This window comes from Saccharopolyspora antibiotica, assembly GCF_047200635.1.
Lineage (GTDB): Bacteria > Actinomycetota > Actinomycetes > Mycobacteriales > Pseudonocardiaceae > Saccharopolyspora_C.
This window is the reverse complement of sequence record NZ_JBJZOI010000033.1, coordinates 17,642-39,937: the sequence shown is the minus strand read 5'-3', so window position 1 is coordinate 39,937 and position 22,296 is coordinate 17,642. Positions and strand designations below refer to the sequence as shown.

The following is a 22,296-nucleotide window of genomic DNA, read 5'->3' as shown; positions in this document are numbered from 1 at the left end:
ACGGCTCCACGCGCGGAAAATGTCGGCGCGGCGATCAAGATCACGGGTCTTGTTCGGGGTGCTGGAGAGTTCCGATCTCGATTCCTGCTGGGAATTTTCGGTTGCGGTGAGGCGGCTTTCTGGGCTGTTTCGAATTTTCACCGGTGTCGACTTGGTCATGCCTGGAGTTGAGCCTGCGCCGCAGTGCGGGATGCGCGGCGCGTGTCGCGTCGCAAACCGCGCAGTTCGGTTCTCCTGAAAGATGGTTGGACCGGGGAGGTGCTATCGCGATCGTGAGCGCGGGCGGTGGTGCGGGCCGGGCGCGCGGGGACTTCACCACTGCGGCACCGGGCGCTTCGGCCTCCAGCCGCGACCGCGGGTCGCCCGGTGGTCGGCGTGATCCTCGCCCGAGATCGACCGCATGTCGGTGCGGTCGTGAGTCAAGGAGGTGCGAGACGTGCTCGCGTGCGGCGAGGAGCGAGCGCGTCCTGGTGCTCGCGAACCCGGCTGACAAGCCGCACCGCTGGACGTTCTGTTCCGGTCGCACCGGGGGCGGGAGGAGGGACGCGCCCGCCCCGCGCTCCTCCCCGCTGACGACTTCGGAAGAGGGGACCGCTGGCCGCGTGCTGACCTTTCGCTGACTCCTCGGCCCGGAAAAAGCGAAACGGCCAGGTCGGAGATTCCCTTTCGGGGCTCTGACCTGGCCGTTTTCTTGTGGGCGATACTGGGATCGAACCAGTGACCTCTTCGGTGTGAACGAAGCGCTCTCCCCCTGAGCTAATCGCCCGGTGCCGCCGTTCCCGGCGACGTGGAGAACTCTACAACACCCGTTTCAGGGGCCGAACAGGGGGGAGGTCAACCACGGCCAGTCCAGGCCGACCCAATGGCCCATCGTCGCGTACATGCCCAGCAGCCACAGCGTCACGACCACGATCAGGCCGGTCAGAGCGGCGATGCCGAGCTTGACCGTCCAGTGCTGTCTGCCGAGCCAGTCGACCCAGCGGTGGTAGTGCCGCTTGGTGAACATGTTGACGCGGTGGGCCCAGTGGAACTCGGTCGCGAGGATCCCCAGCGCCGCGAACACGATGAGCCAGCCGGGGCCGGGGTAGGGGATCGCGATGATCCCGACGATGAGCAGCAGCGTCCCCCCGGTGCCCAGGGCCACCCGGTAGGTCGTGTTCAGCGTGGGGTTGGATCGGATGCGCTCGCGGCGGGCGCGGATCGCGCGGCGCAGGCGGCGCAGCTTGCGGCGGGGTTCGGGCTTCTCGTCGGCCGAGGCCATGTCGATCTCATCCGGTCCCGGTTCGGCTGTTCTGCTCAGAGTGCACCTGCCACCTGATCGTCCTGGGCGATTCGGGGCTCGGCGAGGCCTTGATCAGCGGTGTCGCCGGGATGCGTCCGCCAGCTCGGCGCGGCGCCGTGCCACGGGGGCAAGGATACGGGCCGGGCTCCGGCGGGCTCGGTGGCGGACACCCACAGGAAGGGTTGTCGCACTCAGTGGAATGTGACGTGAGTCATGTTCCTGATTTTCCCAGTTGTGCCGCCGAGATCGGCCCCGAGGCTTCAAGCCTGGTCACACTGTGGCACCGGTCTCCTCGACCGGGTGGCCGCCAGGCGTGTTCGGCCGGGCGTCCGGATGTCCGGGTTGCTCCGTCTTGACGAATGCCCGTGGCAAGTGTCTCAGCTCGGCGCGCGGAGACCCTAGTGGGAGCACGTCCATCGCCTATCCTCGAGGGGTGCCCGGCGGTGGTGAAGGCGAGTTCGCAGGCGCCGCCGGAAGCGCCGCGGAGCCGGTCCTGCCGGATCCGGCGCCAGCGCCGAGGGGTCGGGCCGATGTTGGTCGGGGGGAGCGATGTGGCCACGCTGCGCAGTTTCCCGATCGCAATGCGAATTTCTATATGCCCTGACCGGGTGATGTAAGGCCTGGCGGCGAGCGTAGGACCCCTCTGAGGCGTCACAACTGTGTTGCTCGGTCGATAAGCGGACCGGGAGGGAGTTAGGAAGGCGAGGACGATGCGAAACGATCACGTGACACTCCGTTCGACGGCGGTGTTCGACCTGCTGGCCCCGCAGACGCCGGCCGTTCCGGTCCAGGTCGAGCTGCGCTACGACACCCGCGACCCCTACGCCGTGGTGGCCGCGTTCCGCACCGGCCGCGCCGGCTGGGTCGAGTGGGTCTTCGCCCGCGACCTGCTCGCCGACGGGCTCATCGCGCACGCCGGCGAGGGCGACGTGAGCATCCGGCCGGCGGTGGACGATCCCGAGGTCGTCGCCATCGAGCTCAGCTCGCCGTCCGGGCACGCGGTGTTCGAGGCCTCCGCGCAGGAGCTGGCGGACTTCCTGGACCGCACCTACGACGTCGTGGTGCCGGGCAACGAGAACCTGTGGGTCAACGTCGACGACGCCCTGACCCGGCTGCTGCCGCACGACCTGTCCTGAGGTGCCGCCCTGAGCAGGGCGGACCGGCTCGGCTGGGGGCGGTGCGGATCGCGGTCCGACCCCCCTGTGATCGTCGGCGACGGCGTGGTCTAAAGTTCTCCGTGCAACGCAGCGGTGGCTCCGGAGCCGAGCCGGAGAGTTCACCGCGCAGGCGGATGTAGCGCAGCTGGTAGCGCATCACCTTGCCAAGGTGAGGGTCGCGGGTTCGAGTCCCGTCATCCGCTCTGGGAAACCGATCGGGGCGATCCCGGGTTTCCGGGTATCGGCACCCGGTGGCTCGGAGTCCGCCTGTCGAAGGCCGCGAGGCGGCCTCGGTGTCCCGGTTCGGCGGAGTGGCCGAGTGGCTTAGGCAAGGGCCTGCAAAGCCCTGTACGCGGGTTCGATTCCCGCCTCCGCCTCGCGCGATTAGCTCAGCGGGAGAGCGCTACCTTGACACGGTAGAGGTCACTGGTTCGATCCCAGTATCGCGCACCAGCAGTTCAGGAAGCCCCTGTCGACGATCAACGTCGGCAGGGGCTTCTCGCTGCTCGGCGTGGCTCGCGCGGCCTAGCGCGGGCAGCGGTCCGCCCGACCGCCCGTGGAGCGGACGAGCACCCGGAGCCGCCCGGTCGCGACCGAGCCCGGGGCGGCGCCGATGCGGCCGCCCCGGGCGGGTGGTCAGCTTCCGGCCGCTGGGCCCAGCAGCACCGGGAACGTCCGGGGGGCGTGCACGTGGACGCTGCGGCGGAAGGTCAGCTCCTCGTCCGGGGCAGCGGACCGGATGTGCGGGAAGCGGTCGAACAGCGCCGTCAGAGCGACCTCCGCCTCCAGCCGCACCAGCGCCGCGCCGAGGCAGCGGTGGATGCCGTGGCCGAACGCGACGTGGCCCGCCGTGTCCCGGTCCGGGTCGATCACGTCGGGATCCGCGAACCGCTCCGGATCCCGGTTGGCCGCGCCGGTCGAGAGCGTGACCGAGGCGCCGCGCGGGATCGGCGTCCCCGCGATCTCCAGGTCCTCGGTGGCGAATCGCAACGAGGCGTTCAGCGCGGGCGAGGCCCACCGCAGCAGCTCCTCGACCATGTCCGGGGCCGTGGCGGGGGAGCGCAGCCGCTCCCGCGACTCCGGATCCGCCAGCAGGGCCCGCACGCTGTTGGTGACGAACACCGCGGTCGTCTCGTGCCCCGCCATCAACAGCAGCATCGCCATCGCCACGATCTCGATGTCGGAGAGCTGCTCGCCGTCCTCGGAAGCGGCGATGAGCCCGGACAGCAGCGCGTCGTCCGGATCCTCCCTGCGGAGGGTGACGAGACCGCCGAGGTAGTCGGCCATCTGGGCCGAGGCCCGGGCCAGCTCCGGTTCGGGGCACTCGTCGATGAGCACGGTGGACCAGCGGGCGAAGTCCTCCCGGTCCAGCTCCGGCACGCCGATCAGCTCGCAGATCACCTCCATCGGCAGCGGGATCGCGTAGCGGGCCACCAGGTCGACCGGCTCGTCCTCGGGCAACCCGGCCAGCAGGTTCGCGGCGAGCGCCTCGACCCGGGGCCGCAGCGCGGCGATCCGGCGCGCCGTGAACGCCTGGGTCACGAGGCGGCGCAACCGGGTGTGCTCGGGCGGGTCCAGCGAGGTGAGCATGTGCGACATGGGGGCGGGCAGGCCCGGCGGGGCCGAGGCGCGCTCCTCGGGCGGCAGCGACGCCCGCCAGTCCTTCGCCAGGCGCGGATCGGCCAACCCGGCGCGGACGTCGGAATAGCGGGTCACCAGCCAGGTCGGGCCCGTCTCGAAGGTCACCTCGCGCACGGGGCAGCGTTCGCGGGTCCCCGCGAGGGTGGCGTGCGGATCCCGCCAGTAGGACTCCAGGAAGTCCTCCTCGGTGGCGGCTCCGCCGGTGGTGTTGCTCATCGGATCTCCGTTCGTCTCCGGGGAGTCGTCAGTCCTTGACCGCGGTCGCGCTCATCCCGGCGGGCTGGTGGTTCGGCCAGCGCGCCCCGTCCCCCTTGGGTTCGTCGCCGAGCACCGTGACGCGGCGGCCCACGCGGCGGCCGACGTAGTCGTTGACGGCGTAGTGCTGGGTAGCGCGGTTGTCCCACACCGCCACCGCGCCCTCGGGCCACCGGTAGCGGCACACCCGCTGCGGGCTCTCCGAGGCGGTGAACAGGAGGTTCAGCAGCGCGGTGCTCTCCTCCGGGGCCAGCTGCGGGATGCGCCGGGTGAACATGCGGTTCACGTAGAGCGAGCGGCGACCCGTCTCCGGGTGCACGCGCACGACGGGGTGTTCGGCCTCGCTCCGGTAGGAGCCGTTGGGGTGCTCGAAGACGTGCAGCGCGGTGAGCCCGTCGATCAGTTCCCGCACCGGCGCGGACAACGCCTCGTAGGCGAGGTACTGGTTGCTCCACATCGTGTCCCCGCCCACGTCCGGGCACCGCACGATCTGCAGGATCGAGGCGACCGGCGGCGACTGGGCGTAGGTGACGTCGGTGTGCCAGACGTCGGCCTTCGCGCCCTGGTCGGAGTCGAGGACGACGATCTCCTCGTGCTCGGGCAGCTTCGGCAGGAACCGGTGGACCTCCAGCGGTCCGAAGCGGCGGCCGAACGCCTCGTGGTCCTCGGGGGACAACCCGGCCGCCTCGGGGAAGAACAGCACGAGGTGTTCGAGCAGCAGCCGGTGGATCTGCTCGAACAGCGCGTCATCGACGTCGGCGAGCGCGACGCCGCGGATTTCGGCCCCCAACGCCCCGGTGAGGGGGCGGACGTCGAGAGGATTCATGTTCTCTTCCTTCCACGCATTCTTGAGAACCGTTCCGCAATGCGCGAAACGGCAGCCGAGCCTGATGGCGAAGACCCTTGCACCGATTCGATCACCGGTGCAGTCTTCACGTGAATCCTGATTTTCCCCCCAGGTCATTCTCGAAAGGACCGCCGTGACCAGTGAGACCACCGATCCGCCCGCTGACACCGCCGCGCTCGCGGCGCTCGTCGATCTCGCCACGCCCTTCGCGGTGCGGACCGCGGTCGCCCTGCGGCTGCCCGAACTCGTCCGCGACGGACACACCACGACGGCCGCGCTCGCGCGAGCTTCGAACGCCGACCCGGACGCCCTGCACCGACTGCTGCGCCACCTGGTGTCGGTCGGCCTGTTCGCCGAGCCCACCCCCGGCGAGCACGCGCTCACCCCGGTGTCCCGGGCGCTGCTGGACGAGCGCAACGCGCTGCTGCGCTCGTGGCTCGACGCGGCCGGGCCCGGCCTGAAGATGGACCTCGCCTACGGCGGGATGCTGCACGCCGTGCGCACCGGCCGGTCCTCCTACGGGGCGGTGCACGGCACCGATTTCTGGTCCGACTACCGCGTCGACGAGCAGCTGCGGCTGTTCTTCGGCGCCACGATGGCCGGGTTCGCGTGGCAGACCGGGCCCGAGGTCGCCGCCGGGTACGACTGGAGCGGCGTGTCCAGCGTGCTGGACGTGGGCGGGGGGACCGGGGCGCTGCTGGAGGCGGTGCTGACCGCGCACCCGCACCTCACCGGGGCCGTGCTCGACCTGCCCGAGGTCCGGCCGGAAGCCGAGGAGTTCATCGCGGGGGCCGGGCTCGGCGAGCGGGCGGAGTTCCTGGGCGGCAGCTTCCTCGAACAGCTGCCGCGGGGCTACCAGGTGCTGCTGGTCTCCCGGGTGCTCACCGACTGGCCGGACGAGGACGCCACCCGGATCCTGCGCCGCTGCGCCGACGCCGTGACCGAAGACGGGCGCGTCGTGGTGGTCGAGGTCCTCGCGGGGGAGGAGCACGCGAAGAACAACTCCTCGTTCGACCTCCAGTCCCTGACGCTGCTCGGCGGCCGGGAACGCCGGCCGGAGGACTTCGACGCCCTCGCCGCCGCGGCAGGCCTGGTGCGCCGCGATCGGCGGGACGGGGCGAACGGGCTGGTCGTGCTGGAATACGCCCGCGGGTGAGCTCACCGGGACGCCTCCTCGGCCCGGGCCGAGGAGGCGTGCACCGGCGCCGGCCGCGACGGGAAGCTCATCGGGTCGCGTCCCGGTAGCGGCCCAGCGCGCGCAGCGCCATGCCGTGCGTGAAACCGGGGTTCGCGTACCGGCTGACCCGGCGGACGTACTCGTGCACCGGTCGCGGGGTCCAGCCGCCGTCGGGGAGCCGGGAGTCGAGCAGCCAGCGCACCCCGGGCTCCACCGCCGCCGGTTCGACCCCGGCGGCCAGCAACGAGGCCACCACCCAGCCGGTCTCCTCGACCGTCCCGGCCGCCCCGTGCCCGTCCCCCCAGGACCCGTCCTCGTTCCGGGCGCCCAGCAGCCACTCCCGGGCCCGCACCGCGGTCTCGTCCCCGGCCCGCCCGCAGCGGGCGAAGGTCTCCAGCACGGCGGCGGTGCCCATCGAGTGCTCGCGGTACCAGACCGACTCGAAACCGCCCTCGGGCCGCTGCACCCGGCTCAGCCAGCGCAGCGCACGCCGGATCCGCCGGTCGGCGGCCGGGACGCCGGAATCGAGCAGGGCGTCGACGGCCTGCGCGGTCGTCATCGGGCAGGGGCCGCTGTTGGCGACCCGGGTGTTGCGCACGCAGAGACCCCAGGAGCCGCGGTCGTCCTGGCGGTCGGTGAGCCAGGCGACGCCCGCGCGGATCGCGTCGGCCTGCCCGGTGCCGGGCAGCCGGGACAGCGCGGAGAGGATCTCGCCGGTTTCGAGCACGGCGGGCCAGCCGCGTTCCCGGGACCAGCCCCAGAACCCCGGCGGGCACCCGAACGCCAGGAACGGCCGGTGCTGCTGCAGCCGCACGAACAGGTCCCGCGAAGCCGCCAGCCGGGGGTCCTCGGCGTACCCGGCCTCGACGAGGCCGCGCACCGCGTACATCGTCCAGGCCGCGTCCAGCGGGGTGGTCGCCCACGACCCGTCGGCGTCCATGGTGCGCCGGAACCACCCGACGGCCGCCTCGACCATGTCGCGGCCGAGTCCCGCCCGCGCGAGCCCGATGCACACCAGCCCGGTCACCCAGGCGTCCTCGGACCAGGAGCCGGCCGAGTCCTCGTGCTCGAACGCCTGGCGGATGCCGCGCAGCGCACGGGGCTCGGCCCAGCGGGCCAGCAGCCGCTGCGCGGGGTTCAGCGGACGGTGCCGGGTCTGCGCGAGACCGAGCGCCGACGCCATCGGCAGGCGCAGGTCGAACACCCGCCGGTACAGCCCCGGCAGCAGCGCCAGCTCCAGCGGGAAGCGGCGCATGTCCCCCGGTTCGATCCAGCCGACCAGCCCGTAGAACTGGCGGCACCACAGCACGACCTCCGGGTGCGGGATCGCCTCCAGCCCGCCGTAGTCGGCCATCCAGCGCCGTCCCGCCGCGACCTGCTCCGCGCTGCCGACCGGATCCACCAGGTGCAGGGCCGCGGCCGACACCGCCGTCGGCCCCGGCTCGCTGGACAGGCCGGGCACCATCGCCCAGCCCCCGTCCGCGTCCTGGGTGCGGCGCAACCGCTCCGCGCCCGCGGCGATCAGGTCAGCGGCGCCCTCGGGGTCCGCGAAGTGCAAGGCCGCTACCGCGCCCGCCGTGGCCAGCGTGGACCGCAGGTTGCTCGCCCCGTAGTCGAACACCCCGTCCGGCCGCTGCGCCCGCAGGAGGGCCTCGGCGCCCTCGTCGATGGCGGTCGACAGCTCCTCCGAGCCGTGGCCGGTGCTGGCGTGCAGCGAGGTCATGGTGCGTCCTCTCCGTTCCCGACCCGCGCCGGGAGCTCGTGGCTGGCCCGCGGCCACGCCCGGGAAGTGATCGAGAAGGTGGTTCCGCGGTGCTCCGGGGACGGGCCGGGTGGCGGCCCCGCCCGGCTCGGCTCGACCGGGGCGGCGGAGGTCCCCACCGCGTCCCGGGAGCGGGACCGAAGCGGTCGGCGGTTCTCGTCCAGGGGTGGGCGGAGAACGATCCGGGTCAATTCACGAACCCTTCCCTGGAACGGATCGGCAGTTCCTGCAAACCCTCGCGCGACGCGCGTTCAGGGGAACTTACGATCATGCGGCCGCCGACGTCAAGGCTCGCATCCGGCCAGGTATCGCGGCATTTCACGGGTGTTGCGGCGGGGTTCGCGGAATTCTCGGAAATCGGTTCCCCGTCCCGCCGAAGCCTAATTCGTGGGGGAAATTCCTCGACGTGGCGCCGGGGAAAGGGTGGCGGTTGTCCGACGCCGGGGACGCTCCCGGCCGGTCGGTTCCCGAGGCGGTGGGCCCCGACGCCGGGAACGAGTCCGTGCCCGACGTGGTGCGGGAGCGGAGGGTGAACCGGCCGCCGCGCGCTGGCGTCCGGATGAACCGCCGGGCCGCCGCGCGGCGCCGCCCCGGCTCGACCTGGTCCTCGACGCGGTGCGCGCCGACGTGTGATCAGCGATACCTGGCGCGAACCCGGCGACTTAGGACACCCTTACCGGGTCGTGGAGAAGGGGGCCGGTCATTCGCACCACCAGCGCGGGCACGCAGCCGCGGAACAGGGACGAGAAGAGGTCGCGCACCCGCCGCCAGGTGCTGCGCCGCAAGCGCGCCGTGGTGCTGGGCGCCTCCGCGCTCCTCGTGGGCCACCAGGCCTGCGAGGCGCTGGTGCCGCTGGCCATCGGGATCGCCATCGACGAGGCGGTCGCCACCGGTGAGCTCTGGCAGCTGGCCGGCTGCGTGGTCGGCTTCGTGCTGCTGTTCTCGGTCCTGACCACCTGCTACCGCTGGTTCGCCCGGCTCGGCAGGGGAGCGGCGCTCGACGAGGCGCACGGGCTGCGGGCCGAGCTCGCCGAACGGGCGCTGCGCGGGCGCGGGATCCGGCGCAGCCACGGAGAACTGCTCTCCATCGCCTCCTCCGACGCCGACCAGGTCTCCCGCGCGGTGATTTGGGTCGCCGGGCTCGCCGGATCGGTGGCCGCGCTCGGCGTCAGCTGCGTGGTGCTGCTGGGCATCGACGTGCTCCTCGGCGCGCTGCTGATCGGTACGGCCGTGGTCACCGCGATCGGGCTCAACGCGGTGACCCCGCTGCTGTCCCGGAAGGTCGCCGGTCAGCAGGAGGGGCTCGCGGCCGCCTCCGCGCTCGCCACCGACCTCGTCACCGGGTTGCGGGTGGTGCGCGGGATCGGCGCGCAGGAGAACGCGACCGCCCGCTACGTGGAGGTCAGCCGCCGCGCCGAGGGGGCCGCGATCCGCGCGGGCGTGGCCCGCTCGGTGCAGCTCGGCGCCACCGTGCTCGCCGGGACGCTGGTGCTCGCGGTGTCCGTGGGCGCCGCCGGAGTCCTCGCCGTCGACGGCGTGATCACCGTGGGCGCCTTCGTCGCCGCGGTCGGCGCGGCGCAGTTCATCGCCGAACCCCTCTCGGCCGCCGGGATGTACCTGCAGATCGGTGCCGCCGCGCTCGCCAGCGGTCGGCGCGTGGACGCCGTGCTGGTGCGGAACCAGGACCAGGGCCAGGGCCCGTCCGCGCCGGACGTCCCGGACGAGCCCCGCGCTGAGCTGGTGCTGCGGCGCGGGACGTGCTCCGGCGTCGTCGCGGACGGGCCCGACGTGGAGCGGATCCTCGCGGCGCTGCGCGGGGAGCCCGGCCCCCGGCCGCTCGCCGTGCGCTGGGACGGCCCGACTCCCACCGCCGTGCACGTCGAACCGCGCCGCGCGCAGCTGTTCACCGGCAGCGTCGCGGACAACCTGGCCCTCGGCCGCCCGGAGCGCAGCGACCCGGGCGCCGCCCTGGCCGCCGCCGACGCCGCCGGGTTCGTCGCCGCGCAACCAGGGGGCGTCGAGGCGCCGGTGCGCGACCGAGGGCTCAGCCTCTCCGGTGGGCAGCGGCAGCGGCTCGCGCTCGCCCGCGCCCTGCACGCGGACCCCGACGTGCTGGTGCTCGTCGACCCGACCACCGCGCTGGACTCGGTGACCGAGGAGGCCGTGGCCGCCGGGCTCGACGCCCTGCGCCACGGCGACGGCCCGGAGCGGACCACCGTCCTCATCACCACCAGCCCGGTGCTGCTCGCGCGCGCCGAACAGGTGCACTACCTCAGCGGCTCGGGCGAGGTGGTCACCGGGGAGCACGGCGACCTGCTCGCCGAGCGCGCCGACTACCACCGGAAGGTCGTGGGATGAGCGGAACCACTCGCGCGCTGCCGCTGGCCACCGCGGGCGAGGTCCGGCGGGCCATCGGCGGCTACCTCCGTCCGCACCGCGGCCTGGCCGCCGCGACCGCGGCGACCGCGGTGCTCGCCGCGCTGGCCGGGCTGGCCGCGCCCTGGGCGATCGGGGCGCTGGTCGACGACGTGCTCGCGGGAGCCGAGACCGCCGAGGTCGTGGCGCTCACCGCCTTCGTCGGCGCGGCCGGACTGCTCAGCGCCGCCCTCACCGCGCTGAGCGCGGCGTTCGTCGCCCGGCTCGGGCAGCAGGTGCTGGCCCGGATGCGCGAGGACACCGTCTCGGCCGCGCTGCACCTGCCGTCGGCCGTCATCGAGCGGGCGGGCCGAGGTGACCTGCTCAGCCGCGTCGGCGACGACGTCGCGGTGATCAGCCAGGTCGTCGCCGCGCTGCTGGCGCCGTGGGTGTCGGCGCTGCTCACCGTGGCCCTGACCATGGGCGGGTTGTTCGCGCTGGACCCGTGGCTGATGGCGGCCGGGATGCTGGCGCTGCCCGTCTACGGCTTCGCGCTGCGCTGGTACCTGCCGCGCGCCGCGCGCCGCTACGCCGAGGAGCGCGCCGCGTTCGCCGACCGGGCCGAGGCGCTGGTGTCCTCCCTGGAAGGTCTGCCGACGCTGCGCGCCTACGGGGCCGAGGACGAGCACGTCGCCAAGGTCGCGGATTCCTCGGACCGCGCCCGCGCCCTGTCCCGGGGCGTGCTGTGGTTCTCGACCGGCTGGGGCATGTGGATGAACATCGCCGAGCTGGTCGGGCTCACCTCGATCGTCGTCGTCGGCTTCGCGCTCGTGGACGCGCGGGCCGCGACGGTCGGTGCGGTCACGGCGGCCGCGCTGTACTTCCACCGCCTGTTCAACCCGCTGGGCCTGCTGGTGATGAGCTTCGACCAGGTCCAGTCGGCGTTCGCGAGCCTGCAGCGCATCGTCGGGGTGCTGGGCATCCCGCACGTGCGGCTGCCGACCGAGCGCGGGGAGCGGGAGGCGGAGCTGGTGGCGGACGCGGTGACCTACCGCTACCCGGATTCGGCCGCGCCCGCGCTGCACGAGGTCTCCCTGCGGCTCGCACCGGGGGAGACGGTCGCGCTGGTGGGGGCCAGCGGGGCGGGCAAGTCGACGCTGGCCGCGCTGCTGGCCGGGCTCGCCGCCCCCGACGAGGGTCGGGTGACCTTCGGCGGGCGGCCGGTGACCGAGGCGGGGGCGGGGGCGGTGCTGCTGGTCACGCAGGAGGCGCACGTGTTCAGCGGCCCGCTGCTCGAAGACCTGCGGCTGGCCCGGCAGAGCGCCACCGAGGACGAGGCGCGCCGCGCGCTGGCCGAGGTCGGCGCGGAGTGGGTCGCCGACCTGCCGGACGGGGTGCGCACGGTGGTCGGTGAGCTCGGGCATCCGCTCGGCCCGGAGCAGGCGGCCCAGGTCGCGCTGGCCCGGGCGCTGCTCGCCGATCCCGCCGTGGTGCTGCTCGACGAGGCCACGGCCGAGGCGGGCAGCCGGGAGGCGGGACGGTTGGAGGAGGCCGCGGCGGCGGTGCTGCGCGGGCGCACCGGGCTGGTCGTGGCGCACCGCCTGCGGCAGGCGATGCTCGCCGACCGGGTGCTGGTGATGGACGGCGGCCGCGTCGTCGAGGCCGGTCCGCCGGCGGAGCTGCTGCTCGCGGGCGGGCACTACGCCCGCCTCTGGCAGGCCTGGCAGGTGCGCCGGGCGACCCCCCGGCCCGCGTAGGGCCCGGCTCCAGCTCGCGCAGGGGCGCCCGGTGGCGGTGCCGGTCGCGCCGGCTGGTCGCTGCTCAGCGGCGTCGCTGCGGGCAGGGCCGCACGACGGATCCTGCTCTCGGACCCCTTCCGGGTAAAAGTGATATCACTCTGCTAGTCTCGTGCGAGTAGGACGACTCGGAGTGACAGGGGGAAGCATGGTTGACCAGGTGACCGCGCCGGAGGGCGAGAAGATCAGGATGCCGGAACCCCCGGTCGTCGAGCGCGAGGCGTTCCGGCTGCCCGGGCTGCTCATGGCGGCGCTGGCGGCGCTGCTGGTGCTCGTGGGCGGGTTCACCGTGCTGGGCGCGGTCGGACTGGACCAGGGCGGCCTCGTCGTCGGCGGCCTCGTCCTCGTGGTCGTCGGCGTGCTGCTGTTCGGCGGCCTCGTCCCCGTCGCGCCCGGCGAGGCGCGCGTGCTGCAGTTCCTCGGCCGCTACACCGGCACCGTGCGGCCCTCGGGCCTGCACTGGGTGAACCCGTTCAGCAGCAAGACGAAGGTCTCCACCCGGATCCGCAACCACGAGACCGCCGTGCTGAAGGTCAACGACGCCGACGGCAACCCGATCGAGATCGCCTCCGTCGTCGTGTGGCAGGTCGCCGACACCGCGCAGGCCACCTTCGCCGTCGACAGCTTCGTGGAGTTCGTCGAGACCCAGACCGAAACGGCCGTGCGCCACATCGCCACCAGCTACCCCTACGACGGCGACGCCGAGCAGCAGTTCTCGCTGCGGCAGAACGCCGACGAGATCACCGGCAAGCTGTCCGCGGAGATCGCGGCGCGGGTGCGGGCCGCCGGCGTGGAGGTGGTCGAATCCCGGCTCACCCAGCTCGCCTACGCGCCCGAGATCGCCCAGGCCATGCTGCAGCGCCAGCAGGCGGGCGCCATGGTCGCGGCCCGCCAGCGCATCGTCGAGGGCGCGGTGGGCATGGTCGACCTCGCCCTGCAGCGGCTGTCCGAGAAGGAGGTCGTCGAGCTCGACGAGGAGCGCAAGGCCGCGATGGTGAGCAACCTGCTCGTGGTGCTCTGCGGCGACACCCAGCCCGTCGTCAACACCGGTTCGCTGTACCACTGACGGATCGTTCCGGCGCCGCGCTCCCCAGCGTTGCCCGCCTCGCGGCGGCAGCGCTGGCAGGATGCGGCGAGCGGATGATCACCGGGCGAGACGACAGGATCGGGAGGGGCGGGACATGGCCGCACGGAAGGGTTTCCTCCTCCGGCTGGACCCGGCGATCCACGACGCGCTGGCCCGCTGGGCGCAGGACGAGTTGCGCAGCACCAACGCGCAGATCGAATTCCTGCTCCGGCGGGCCCTCGCCGACGCCGGACGCCTCCCGGCCGACGCGGGCGGCCCGGCTCGCCGGGGGCGGCCCCCGACGAAGGCCGACGAGGACTGAGCGGACTCGGCCGAAGGGCCGGGTGGAACGACCGCTCGGCCGATCTGCCGGGGCGCCGATCCGGTGAGGATGGGAGCTGGCCGGGACGGACCCGGTCACCCCCCGTCCCCAGGAGGCCGCACCCATGACCAGCACCGAGATCGCTCGCCCGCCGAGTCCCGCCCAGGGCGGTGGCGGTCTGCGTCCCCGGATCGCTGAGCTCGACGCCGTCCGCGGGATGGCGCTGTGCGGGATCCTGTTCGTCAACATCCCGCCGCTCCTGTCGATGCGCGGGATCGTCGACCGCGAGGTCCTGCCTGCCCGGCAGATCCTGGACCTGTTCGTCCAGCAGCGGTTCTTCCCGATCTTCTCGCTGCTGTTCGGCCTCGGCTTCGGGCTGTTCCTGGCGAGCGCGGCGGACCGGGCAGCGCGTCCCCGGGTGCTGCTGGCCCGCCGGTTGCTGGCGCTGCTCGTGATCGGCCTCCCGCACGCCTTCCTGCACCCGGGCGAGGCGCTGGTGCCCTACGCCGTGTTCGGGCTGATCTTCCTGCTGCCGCTGAGCCTGCTGCCGGGCTGGGTGAACCTGCTGGTGGGCGGCGGGGGCGTGGTGGTGGCGCTGGCGTGGCTCGGCGGCGGACTGCCGCTGATCCCCGGGCTGCTCGTGCTCGGGCTCGCGCTGGCCCAGTTCGACCTGCCGGCGCGGTTGCCGCGACTCGGGTGGTGGATCGCCGCGTTGTTCGCGGTGTCGGTCGCCGGGGCGGCGGTCGCCCTGATCGCGCAGAACCGCGATCCGCTGCAGGCCGGGTTCAGCGTCAGCTCCGGGGTCGCCGGGGCCTGCCTGGCCACCGCCTACGTCTGCGGGCTGCTCCTGCTGCTGCGCACCCCGCTGCGCACCCCGCTCGGCGCGGTGCTGGAACCCCTCGGGCGGATGGCGCTGACGAACTACGTCACCGCGACGCTGCTGCTCATCCCGCTGGGGCGGCTGATCGGGCTGGAGGGCTCCAGCTCCTACGGGACGATGGCGCTGCTGGCGGTCGGCATCCTGCTGCTGCAGGTGCTCTGGAGCACGGCCTGGCTCGCGTTCTTCCGGCAGGGCCCGTTGGAGTACGTCTGGCGCATCGCCACCTGGTGGCGTCCGCTGCCCCTCCGGCGCTCCTGAGCCGCACCCGGCGTGCTCGGGCCCGCCGCTTCGCGCGGCGAGCTCCGGGGCCGCGCCGCCGAGAACGCCCGGCGGCGCTGGCCGCACGAGTGATCGCCGCTCGGGCGGGCCGTGCCGTCGGCGGGGACGCGGATCAGGGGGTTTCCGGGTAGGGGCCGGTGAGGATCTGCCGGACCACCGGGGTGATCCAGGTGGTGAGCTCGGCGTGGTCCATCTCCGCGACGGCCGGGTTGCCCAGGGCGTAGCGGGCCGTCGCGAGGCCGACGATGAACGCGCCGAGCAGGCCCGCGCGCTGCCGGGGTCGGTCCGGGGTGGCCGTGGCGAGCTTCGGCCCCACCTGGTCGGCGAACACCTCGCGCATCTTGTCCGCCGCGGCCGGGCTGGTCATCGCGGCCCGAAGCAGCGCGAGGAACTGGCCGTCGTCCTCCCACACCGCGAAGAAGCGGGGCAGCAGGGCCTCGGCCAGCCGGTCCGGCTCCACGTCGCCGAGGTCGGGCAGGTCCAGCGTGAACTCGGCGGCCGCGGCGAACAGCTCCTGCTTGTTGCCGAAGTACCGGATCACCAGGGCCGGGTCGATGCCGACGTCGGCGGCGACGGCGCGCAGCGTGGTGCGCTCGAAGCCGTCGGCGGCGAAGCGGGCCCGGGCGGCGGCGAGCAGCTCTGCCCGGGTCTCCTGGGCGTTGCGGGAACGTGCGGTCATCGCGCCAGGTTAAGTCACCATACGTTGACTTGCTGGTTCGGGGATCGCTACCGTTGAAGTCAACAAGTGTTGACCCCGCGGTCGAGGAGCCGATCATGACGCAGGCCGAACCAGCTCCACCGGTGCTCGTCGTCGGAGCCGGACCGACCGGGCTGACCGCGGCGATCGAGCTCGCCCGCCTCGACGTGCCCGTTCGCATCATCGACCGCGCCGCCGAACCCGCCACCACCTCGCGCGCCCTGGCCGTGCAGGCGCGCACCCTCGAACTGCTGCACCCGCGCGGCGTGGCCGCCGAGATGCTGCGGCTCGGCAACCGTGCCACCGCCACCACCCTCTACGGGCGCGGCAAGCGGCTCGCCTCCGTCGAACTGCACCGCATCCCCAGCCGCTACAACCACGTCCTGCTGCTGGAGCAGTCCGAGACCGAACGGCTGCTGCGCGAACGGCTGCTGCGCCACGGCGTGCGGGTCGAGCGCGGGGTCGAGCTCGTCAGCTGCGACGAGGACACCGCCGAGGACGTGCGGGTGGTGCTCGCCGGACCCGGCGGTGAGGTGGAACCGGTGCGCGCCGCCCAGCTCATCGCCGCCGACGGCGCGCACAGCTCCGTGCGGCGCGCGCTCGGGCTGTCCTTCGACGGCGCCTCGCTGCCGCAGCGCTACCTGCTCGCCGATCTGGAGATCGACGGCGAGGTGCCGCGGGACCAGCTCTCGGTGTTCCTCGCCGCCGACGGCTTCGTCGCCGCCTTCCCGCTCCCCGGCGGACGGTTCCGCTGCATGGCCGTCGACCCGCGTCCCGAGGGCGAGGGCCGCCCCGCGCCGGAGCTCGGCGACCTGCAGGCCATCTGCGACCACGTGCTGCCGATGCCCGTGCGGCTGCGCGGGATGCGCTGGAGCTCCCGGTTCCGCATCAACAGCAGGCACCTCGACGAGCTGCGGCACGGGCAGGTCTTCTTCGGCGGGGACGCGGCGCACGTGCACAGCCCGGCGGGCGGGCAGGGCATGAACACCGGCATCCAGGACATGATCAACCTGTGCTGGAAGCTGGCGCTGGTGCGCGGCGGGCAGGCCGGGCCCGAACTGCTCGACACCTACCAGACCGACCGGTTCCCGCTGATCGACGCACTGGTGCGCTCCACCGACACCGCCACCCGGGTGTTCAACTCCACCAACCCCGTGCTGCACCAGGTCTTCACCCGCATCGCGCCGATCGTGCTCGGTGTCGGAACCGCGCAGCGCACGGCCGCCGCCACCGTCGGCCAGGTCGCCTCCAGCTACCGGGGCAGCCCGCTCGCCGCGCGCGGCGGCGGAATCGGCAGGCTGCGGGCGGGGGACCGGGTGCCCGACCTCGACGTGCTCCCGCTCGGCGCGGACCCGCTGGGCGGGGGAGGGGAGCCGACGCGGTTGTCCGAGCTGCTCGACCTGGGCCGCTGCACCCTGGTCCTCACCGACCCCGCCGCCGAGCTCGCCGACCTCGCCGAGCAGGTGCGGCCGTGGCGGGACGTCTTGGTGCTCCGCCACCTCGCGATCCCGGCGGACCAGCCCGCGCTGCGCGGCACCGACGCGGCGATCGCCCGCGACCTCACCTCCCGCCCGGGCGCGCTGCTGATCCGCCCCGACGGATACCTCGCCGCCGCCGCGCGCACCGCCGACCCGGCCCCGCTCACCGGCTGGCTGTGGACCTGGTTGCGCGCCTCGACCGGCAGCCGCGCAGCGCGCTGAGCACCCTCCCGGAACCGGTGGTCGCGCGCCGCGCCCGCCGAACCCGGGCCGAACGCGGCGGGCGCCGTACCGGATCTCCGGGGTCCCGCCGACGCCGTCGCGCGATATCGCCCGGCGCACCGGTCCCGCCGAGTGCGCCCGGTCCCGGGCCCGGCCGCGTGCGCGACCGGTGGCGCGCTGCTCCGATCACGTGGTTTTCGCAGTGCTGCCAATCGAAAACGCGCCATGACGTGCATCATCGCCGGGGCGGCCGCCGAGTGCGGGGCCGAACGCCGGGGCACTGATCATCCTCCGATAAAGTGCCTCGTGCAGGGGGGATAACGCACTTCCGCTCATGCTCGGCAGGGGCGGAGGACGACGGTGTGCGGAAGGAGCCGTGTCCCCGGGAGAACGCCTGTTCAGGCCATCCATCGGCGAGACCTCCTGCCCATTTCCAGCCGGCCGGACGACTCGGCCCGGGCTGTGCCCGCGCGGACACGCACCTCTCCGCATCACCACGTCACATGACCGACAACGTGGAGCGCTGTGAGCACAACAGAACCCGACACCATCACCAAGCCACCTGGTGAACCCGAGAACACCTCGGAAAGATCCATCCGGTCCAGCCTCACGCTGGCCGTCACGATCCCCTGGATCGTCGTGCTGGTGCTGTGGCTCGTCTGGTGCGCGACGTTCGTTACCGACGGTGTCTACACCCGGGTGATCGGTTCCGGCGTCCGGCAGGTCTCCCTGCCCGCCGTGACCGCGCTCGACGCGCTGCAGACCGAGCGCCGCATCAGCCAGGAAGTCGCCTCCGGCGGCAACGGCGACCAGACCGAGCTGCGCGAGCAGCAGGCCCGGACCGACGTCGTGCTGGACCAGATGACCGAGGCGATCCAGGCCGCGATGAGCTCGGCCCCGGCGGAGATCGCCGTGCCGGTCGACCGGCTGACCGCCGAGCTGGGCAAGCTCGACCAGGTCCGGGGGCGGCTGGCGAACGGCCAGATCTCGGCCGCCGAGGTCACCGACTACTACGACGGCGTCTTCGACATCGCCACCGAGCTGTTCGACACCCAGTCCCGGCTGGTGCCGGACTCCGGCACGGCGCAGGGGGGCATCGCGGGTACCGCGCTGTTCCGCTCCACCGACCAGATGTCCCGGGAGGCCGCGCTGGTCTCCGCGGGGTTGACGACCGGTCAGCTCACCCCGGAGCAGCACCTCGAAATGCTGCGCCTCAACGGCTCGTACCACACCGAGCTGGAGAAGAACGCCGCGTACCTGAAGCCCTCGGTGCGGGAGCGCTACGAGCAGCTGATCACCGAGAACCCCGACTGGGCCCGGCTCACCGCGGTCGAGAACGCGCTGATGCAGCGCGGCGCCTGGACCGACGCGGCCGACGCCGGCGTGTCGCTGGAGGAGTGGCAGCGACTCACCGAGTCCGTCAACCGCGAGCTGTTCTCGCTCACCCGCGAGCAGGTCGACCTGCTGTCCGCGCAGACGGTCGAGGACGGCGACAGCGCGATCACCATCGCCGTCGCCGGCGCGATCGCCGCCGGTCTGTTCTCCCTCGGCTTCTTCTTCTGGACCCGCCGCCGGTACCGCTCGGTCATCGACGGCTCGCTGCTGCCACGTCTGCAGCGGCTCAGCACCGAGGCCCGCGACCTCGCGGAGAAGACGCTGCCCTCGATGATGTCCCGGGTCCGCTCCGGCGAGCGGGTCGAGGTCGAGACCACCTCGCTGCAGGGCTACGGCAACGACGAGATCGGCCAGGTGGCCGACGCCTTCCGCGCGTTCCAGCAGGAAGCGCTGCAGGCGGCGGTCAACGAGGCTGACACCCAGCAGGGCGCCCTCACGTTCTACATCGGGCAGACGCGGCGCGTGCAGTCCGCGCTCGGCCCGCTGCCGCAGCGCCTCGACGCGCTGCTGCAGAACGAGGAAGATCCCGACCGGCTCGGTGCCCTGTTCGCCCTCGACGAATCGGTCACCCAGGCCCGGCACGTCGTGGAGAACCAGCTCGTGCTCTGCGGCGCCGCCCCCGGCCGCCGCTGGAGCCGGCCGCGGGACCTCACCGAGATCCTGCGCGCCTCCGCCGCCGAGACCAAGCACCACGACCGGCTGCGGCTGGGCCACGTGCCCAACGTCAGCGTCACCCCCGGCGTCATCGGCGACATGCTGCGCATGTTCGCGGAGCTGTTCGCCAACGCGGCCTCCTTCTCGCCGCCCGGCACCGACGTGCACGTCGAGGCGGTCTCCGTCGGCAGCGGTCTCGTCGTGCAGATCTCCGACCGCGGCGTCGGCATGACCCCGGAGGCGCGCAGCAACGCCAACGACACCATGAAGAACCCGCCCGGGTTCGCTTCGCTGGTGCGGCTCGGTGACCGCGGTGAGCAGCTCGGCCTGTTCACGGTCGCCCAGCTCGCCGAGCGCAACGAGTGGGTCGTCGAGTTCGGCACCTCGATCTACCAGGGCGTGCGGGCCGAGATCTTCATCCCGCAGGCCCACATCGTCACCGAGGACGACGAGGAGCGCCGCGACTCGTGGAGCGGCGACGTGCCGGTGGCCAAGGCGGGTGCCGCCTCGGCGCAGCCGTTGCCCACCCGGGTGCCGTCGGCCGCGTCGACCACCGCCGTAGCCGAGCCGGTCGTGCACGAGGAACCGAAGCCCGACACGACGCCGAGCGCGAGCACGGAAGGCAGGGACATGGACCGACCGCCGCTGCCGCAGCGGGTTCCCTACGCCGACCTGCCCGCAGGTTTCGGCGAGGACGAGCCGACCGATCGGCAGAGCGCCCCGCAGTTCGCCCCGGGATTGATGACTTTCTTCAACGCCGACCGGCGCTCGCGCGGTGCCTCCGGCGACAAGCCCGATTCCGACGACGACATGCAGTGAGGAAAGCGTGAACGACGTGATGAACTCCCGGAAGCCGGACCTGGACCTGGCCTGGCTTCTCGACCAGATGCTGGACAACGTGCCCGACACGTTGCACGCTCTGGTGCTCACCCATGACGGCCTGCCCGCTGCGTTCTCCAAGAACCTCGACCAGGACAAGGCGGACAAGATCTCGGCCGCCTGCGGCACCCTGCGCGCCACCAGCAAGGCGCTCAGCTACGAGCTGGAGGGCGGGGACATCGACATGAACCTGCTCGCCACCGAGACGACCTCCATGTACGTGCTGGCCGTGGACCCGCGCAACTCCGTGCTGGTCGTCGCGGGCCGCAGCGTGGACGCCGAGCAGCTGCAATACGAGATGCGGCGGCTGATCAAGAACGTGGGTGAGCGCATCGGCAAGGGCGCTCGTCCGGTCGGCGCGGAGAAGCATTGACCGTGCCCGATCCCGACGCGTGGTACGACGACGACGCTGGCCGGATGGTGCGCTCGTACGCACTGACCGGCGGCCGAACGCCTGACGCGGCCCTCGACCTGGACCGGGCGACGCAGGTCGTCGCGACGCTGGCCGACTCGGGCCGCAGTGCTGCGGAGACCCCCGAGCACGAGGAGATCCTGCAGCGTTGCGGCGCACCCCAGTCCATCGCGGAACTGTCCGCCTCGTTGCGCCTTCCCCTGGGCGTGATCCGGGTGCTCTGTTCCGACCTGCTCGAACACGGATCACTTGCGCGTTCCCGCATGGTGCAGCCGCGCGATCGAGATATCTTGGAGGCAGTGCTTGCCGGACTCAACAGGCTCTGACGGCGCCCCGCCCGTGATGCCCGATTCGGTGAAGCTGGTCGTCGCGGGCGGTTTCGCCGTCGGCAAGACGACCTTCATCGGGTCGGTCAGCGAGATCACGCCGCTGAGCACAGAAGAGGAAATGACCGAGGCGAGCGTCGGCGTTGACGACCTCACCGGTACCGAGACGAAGCGCACCACCACCGTGGCGCTGGACTTCGGGCGCATCACGATCTCGCAGGAGATCGTGCTGTACCTGTTCGGCACCCCGGGGCAGGCGCGGTTCGGTTCGCTGTGGACGGAGCTGTCCACCGGCGCCATCGGCGCGGTGGTGCTGCTGGACACCCGTCGGCTGGCGATGGGCTTCCCGTCGATCGACTTCTTCGAGCGGCGCGGCATCCCCTTCGTGGTCGCGGTGAACTGCTTCGACAACGCGCAGTTCACCTACACCGAGGAGGAGGTCCGCACCGCCGCCGCGATGGGAGCGGACACCCCGATCATGTTCTGCGACGCGCGGGACCGGGACTCCAGCAAGAAGGTGCTCGTCACCCTCGTCAAGCACGCCCTGCGGCAGCGTGACCTGGCCGCCGCGGCTGGTTGATGCGGTGAGCGGGAGGGAGGGGGCCCGGCGCGGGCCCCCTCCCTCCCGCGCTCTTTCCGGGGCCCTCCCGCCCGCGGGGCGGCGATCCGCCGCGGCGCCGGGCCGTCGGCCCGGCTCGAACGGCGGTGCGGCGCGCGGGGCGCGCCCCGCCGAGACCCGGCCGCTCCGGTCGCCACATGATCAACGGGGTTGCTCCGTTCGGATCAGGCCTGGGGCGGGATCGGATCAAGCAATCCTGTTCCGCGTTACTGCGAGTTCTCTCACTCTTGCTCCGAATGGTGCATGAATGCCTGTCCGTGGTCTCGGAACCCGAACCCGGAAAAGGTGCTTCGTATCACAGGCGGAATCGTTGCCTGCTACCCGTATGGAGGTTGCCTCCGCGGGGAGGTGACGGCCGGTGCGCAAGAACTGGGCAGATAATTTCATGCTTGACAAATGGGGTAGTCCGATCGAATGATTAGTTGGTGTTCGCGGTTCGTCAGGCCCCTGAACGGGGGGCGCCTGGTCGGACCTGCGGACGGGTGCGTCCGCGCGGTTGCGGGTCAATTCGGGTGCGTGCGCTCGCGGTGCGCTCGCCGTTCTCGGCGGCGGAAGGTTGTGACATGTGTGAGAGGGGCTCGCCGAGCCCGGGCGGCGGTGGTTCGGGCACCGTCGGCGGGTGGCGCGGCTCGGCCGGACGTCGCCGCACCGGGACGGGTGCGCGGTGGCGCCCGTCGGGTGAGCCCCCCTGGGCTCGCCGTGCCGGAACCGCCGTGCTGGTCGTGGCGCCTGACCGGACCGCCTCGGCCGGGTGGGGACCGACCGGGCGCGTGGGGCGGCCGATCCCGGCACCCG

The 22,296-nt window shown here is 72.8% G+C and carries 17 protein-coding genes and 4 tRNA genes; 15 read left to right on the top strand and 6 right to left on the bottom strand.

Annotated elements, in window-relative coordinates; all coding sequences use genetic code 11:
- Nucleotides 1-694: 694 nt before the first annotated feature.
- Nucleotides 695-766: transfer RNA gene (locus tag ACL03H_RS22440), tRNA-Val, on the bottom strand.
- Between the two features lie 45 nt (nt 767-811).
- Nucleotides 812-1,261: a TIGR02611 family protein gene (locus ACL03H_RS22435; RefSeq protein ID WP_412813278.1), complete on the bottom strand. Its 450-nt coding sequence runs from the start codon at nt 1,259-1,261 to the stop codon at nt 812-814.
- Nucleotides 1,262-1,992: 731 nt separating this feature from the next.
- Here ACL03H_RS22435 and ACL03H_RS22430 point away from each other — a divergent pair.
- The 4 genes from ACL03H_RS22430 (at nt 1,993) to ACL03H_RS22415 (ending at nt 2,892) form a co-directional block, all read left to right on the top strand.
- On the top strand, nt 1,993-2,418 hold the full coding sequence (locus ACL03H_RS22430) for an SsgA family sporulation/cell division regulator (RefSeq protein ID WP_184478055.1): 426 nt from the start codon (nt 1,993-1,995) through the stop codon (nt 2,416-2,418).
- Between the two features lie 151 nt (nt 2,419-2,569).
- Nucleotides 2,570-2,642: transfer RNA gene (locus tag ACL03H_RS22425), tRNA-Gly, on the top strand.
- A gap of 102 nt (nt 2,643-2,744) precedes the next feature.
- Nucleotides 2,745-2,816, top strand: a tRNA-Cys gene (locus ACL03H_RS22420).
- A 1-nt stretch (nt 2,817) separates the two neighbouring features.
- Nucleotides 2,818-2,892, top strand: a tRNA-Val gene (locus ACL03H_RS22415).
- A gap of 183 nt (nt 2,893-3,075) precedes the next feature.
- Here ACL03H_RS22415 and ACL03H_RS22410 read toward each other — a convergent pair.
- On the bottom strand, nt 3,076-4,296 hold the full coding sequence (locus tag ACL03H_RS22410) for a cytochrome P450 family protein (protein WP_412813277.1): 1,221 nt from the start codon (nt 4,294-4,296) through the stop codon (nt 3,076-3,078).
- 28 nt (nt 4,297-4,324) lie between these two features.
- Nucleotides 4,325-5,161, bottom strand: coding sequence for a TauD/TfdA dioxygenase family protein (locus tag ACL03H_RS22405; RefSeq protein ID WP_412813276.1), 837 nt, complete (start codon nt 5,159-5,161; stop codon nt 4,325-4,327).
- Nucleotides 5,162-5,315: 154 nt separating this feature from the next.
- Between ACL03H_RS22405 and ACL03H_RS22400 the strand changes: the two genes are divergently transcribed.
- Entirely contained in the window at nt 5,316-6,338 is a 1,023-nt protein-coding gene (locus ACL03H_RS22400; protein WP_412813275.1) for a methyltransferase, read from the top strand.
- 67 nt (nt 6,339-6,405) lie between these two features.
- On the opposite strand, the gene ACL03H_RS22395 is transcribed toward ACL03H_RS22400, so the two are convergent.
- Complete coding sequence (locus tag ACL03H_RS22395) at nt 6,406-8,082, bottom strand: prenyltransferase/squalene oxidase repeat-containing protein (protein ID WP_412813274.1); 1,677 nt, start codon at nt 8,080-8,082, stop codon at nt 6,406-6,408.
- An 810-nt stretch (nt 8,083-8,892) separates the two neighbouring features.
- Here ACL03H_RS22395 and ACL03H_RS22390 point away from each other — a divergent pair.
- The 5 genes from ACL03H_RS22390 (at nt 8,893) to ACL03H_RS22370 (ending at nt 14,798) form a co-directional block, all read left to right on the top strand.
- Entirely contained in the window at nt 8,893-10,479 is a 1,587-nt protein-coding gene (locus tag ACL03H_RS22390; protein ID WP_412813273.1) for an ABC transporter transmembrane domain-containing protein, read from the top strand.
- Nucleotides 10,476-12,233, top strand: a complete 1,758-nt coding sequence (locus tag ACL03H_RS22385; RefSeq protein ID WP_412813272.1) for an ABC transporter ATP-binding protein — start codon at nt 10,476-10,478, stop codon at nt 12,231-12,233. Before ACL03H_RS22390 ends, ACL03H_RS22385 begins: the two co-directional genes overlap by 4 nt.
- Before the next feature lie 187 nt (nt 12,234-12,420).
- Nucleotides 12,421-13,338, top strand: a complete 918-nt coding sequence (locus tag ACL03H_RS22380; protein WP_412813271.1) for an SPFH domain-containing protein — start codon at nt 12,421-12,423, stop codon at nt 13,336-13,338.
- A gap of 115 nt (nt 13,339-13,453) precedes the next feature.
- Complete coding sequence (locus ACL03H_RS22375; protein WP_412813270.1) at nt 13,454-13,660, top strand: type II toxin-antitoxin system antitoxin; 207 nt, start codon at nt 13,454-13,456, stop codon at nt 13,658-13,660.
- 124 nt (nt 13,661-13,784) lie between these two features.
- Complete coding sequence (locus ACL03H_RS22370; protein WP_412813269.1) at nt 13,785-14,798, top strand: DUF418 domain-containing protein; 1,014 nt, start codon at nt 13,785-13,787, stop codon at nt 14,796-14,798.
- Between the two features lie 133 nt (nt 14,799-14,931).
- On the opposite strand, the gene ACL03H_RS22365 is transcribed toward ACL03H_RS22370, so the two are convergent.
- Nucleotides 14,932-15,498 (bottom strand): TetR/AcrR family transcriptional regulator, encoded by a 567-nt coding sequence (locus ACL03H_RS22365; protein WP_412813268.1) that lies wholly within the window; start codon nt 15,496-15,498, stop codon nt 14,932-14,934.
- Nucleotides 15,499-15,593: 95 nt separating this feature from the next.
- On the opposite strand from ACL03H_RS22365, the gene ACL03H_RS22360 reads away from it, so the two are divergent.
- The 5 genes from ACL03H_RS22360 to ACL03H_RS22340 all read left to right on the top strand — a co-directional run bounded on the left by ACL03H_RS22360 (nt 15,594) and on the right by ACL03H_RS22340 (nt 21,462).
- Nucleotides 15,594-17,216, top strand: coding sequence for an FAD-dependent monooxygenase (locus ACL03H_RS22360; protein WP_412813267.1), 1,623 nt, complete (start codon nt 15,594-15,596; stop codon nt 17,214-17,216).
- A 525-nt stretch (nt 17,217-17,741) separates the two neighbouring features.
- Complete coding sequence (locus tag ACL03H_RS22355; protein ID WP_412813266.1) at nt 17,742-20,084, top strand: sensor histidine kinase; 2,343 nt, start codon at nt 17,742-17,744, stop codon at nt 20,082-20,084.
- Between the two features lie 7 nt (nt 20,085-20,091).
- Nucleotides 20,092-20,517, top strand: coding sequence for a roadblock/LC7 domain-containing protein (locus ACL03H_RS22350; RefSeq protein WP_412813265.1), 426 nt, complete (start codon nt 20,092-20,094; stop codon nt 20,515-20,517).
- 2 nt (nt 20,518-20,519) lie between these two features.
- On the top strand, nt 20,520-20,882 hold the full coding sequence (locus tag ACL03H_RS22345; protein WP_412813264.1) for a DUF742 domain-containing protein: 363 nt from the start codon (nt 20,520-20,522) through the stop codon (nt 20,880-20,882).
- A 16-nt stretch (nt 20,883-20,898) separates the two neighbouring features.
- A complete protein-coding gene (locus tag ACL03H_RS22340; protein WP_412813263.1) occupies nt 20,899-21,462 on the top strand; it encodes a GTP-binding protein in 564 nt (187 codons plus the stop codon).
- Nucleotides 21,463-22,296 lie beyond the last annotated feature (834 nt).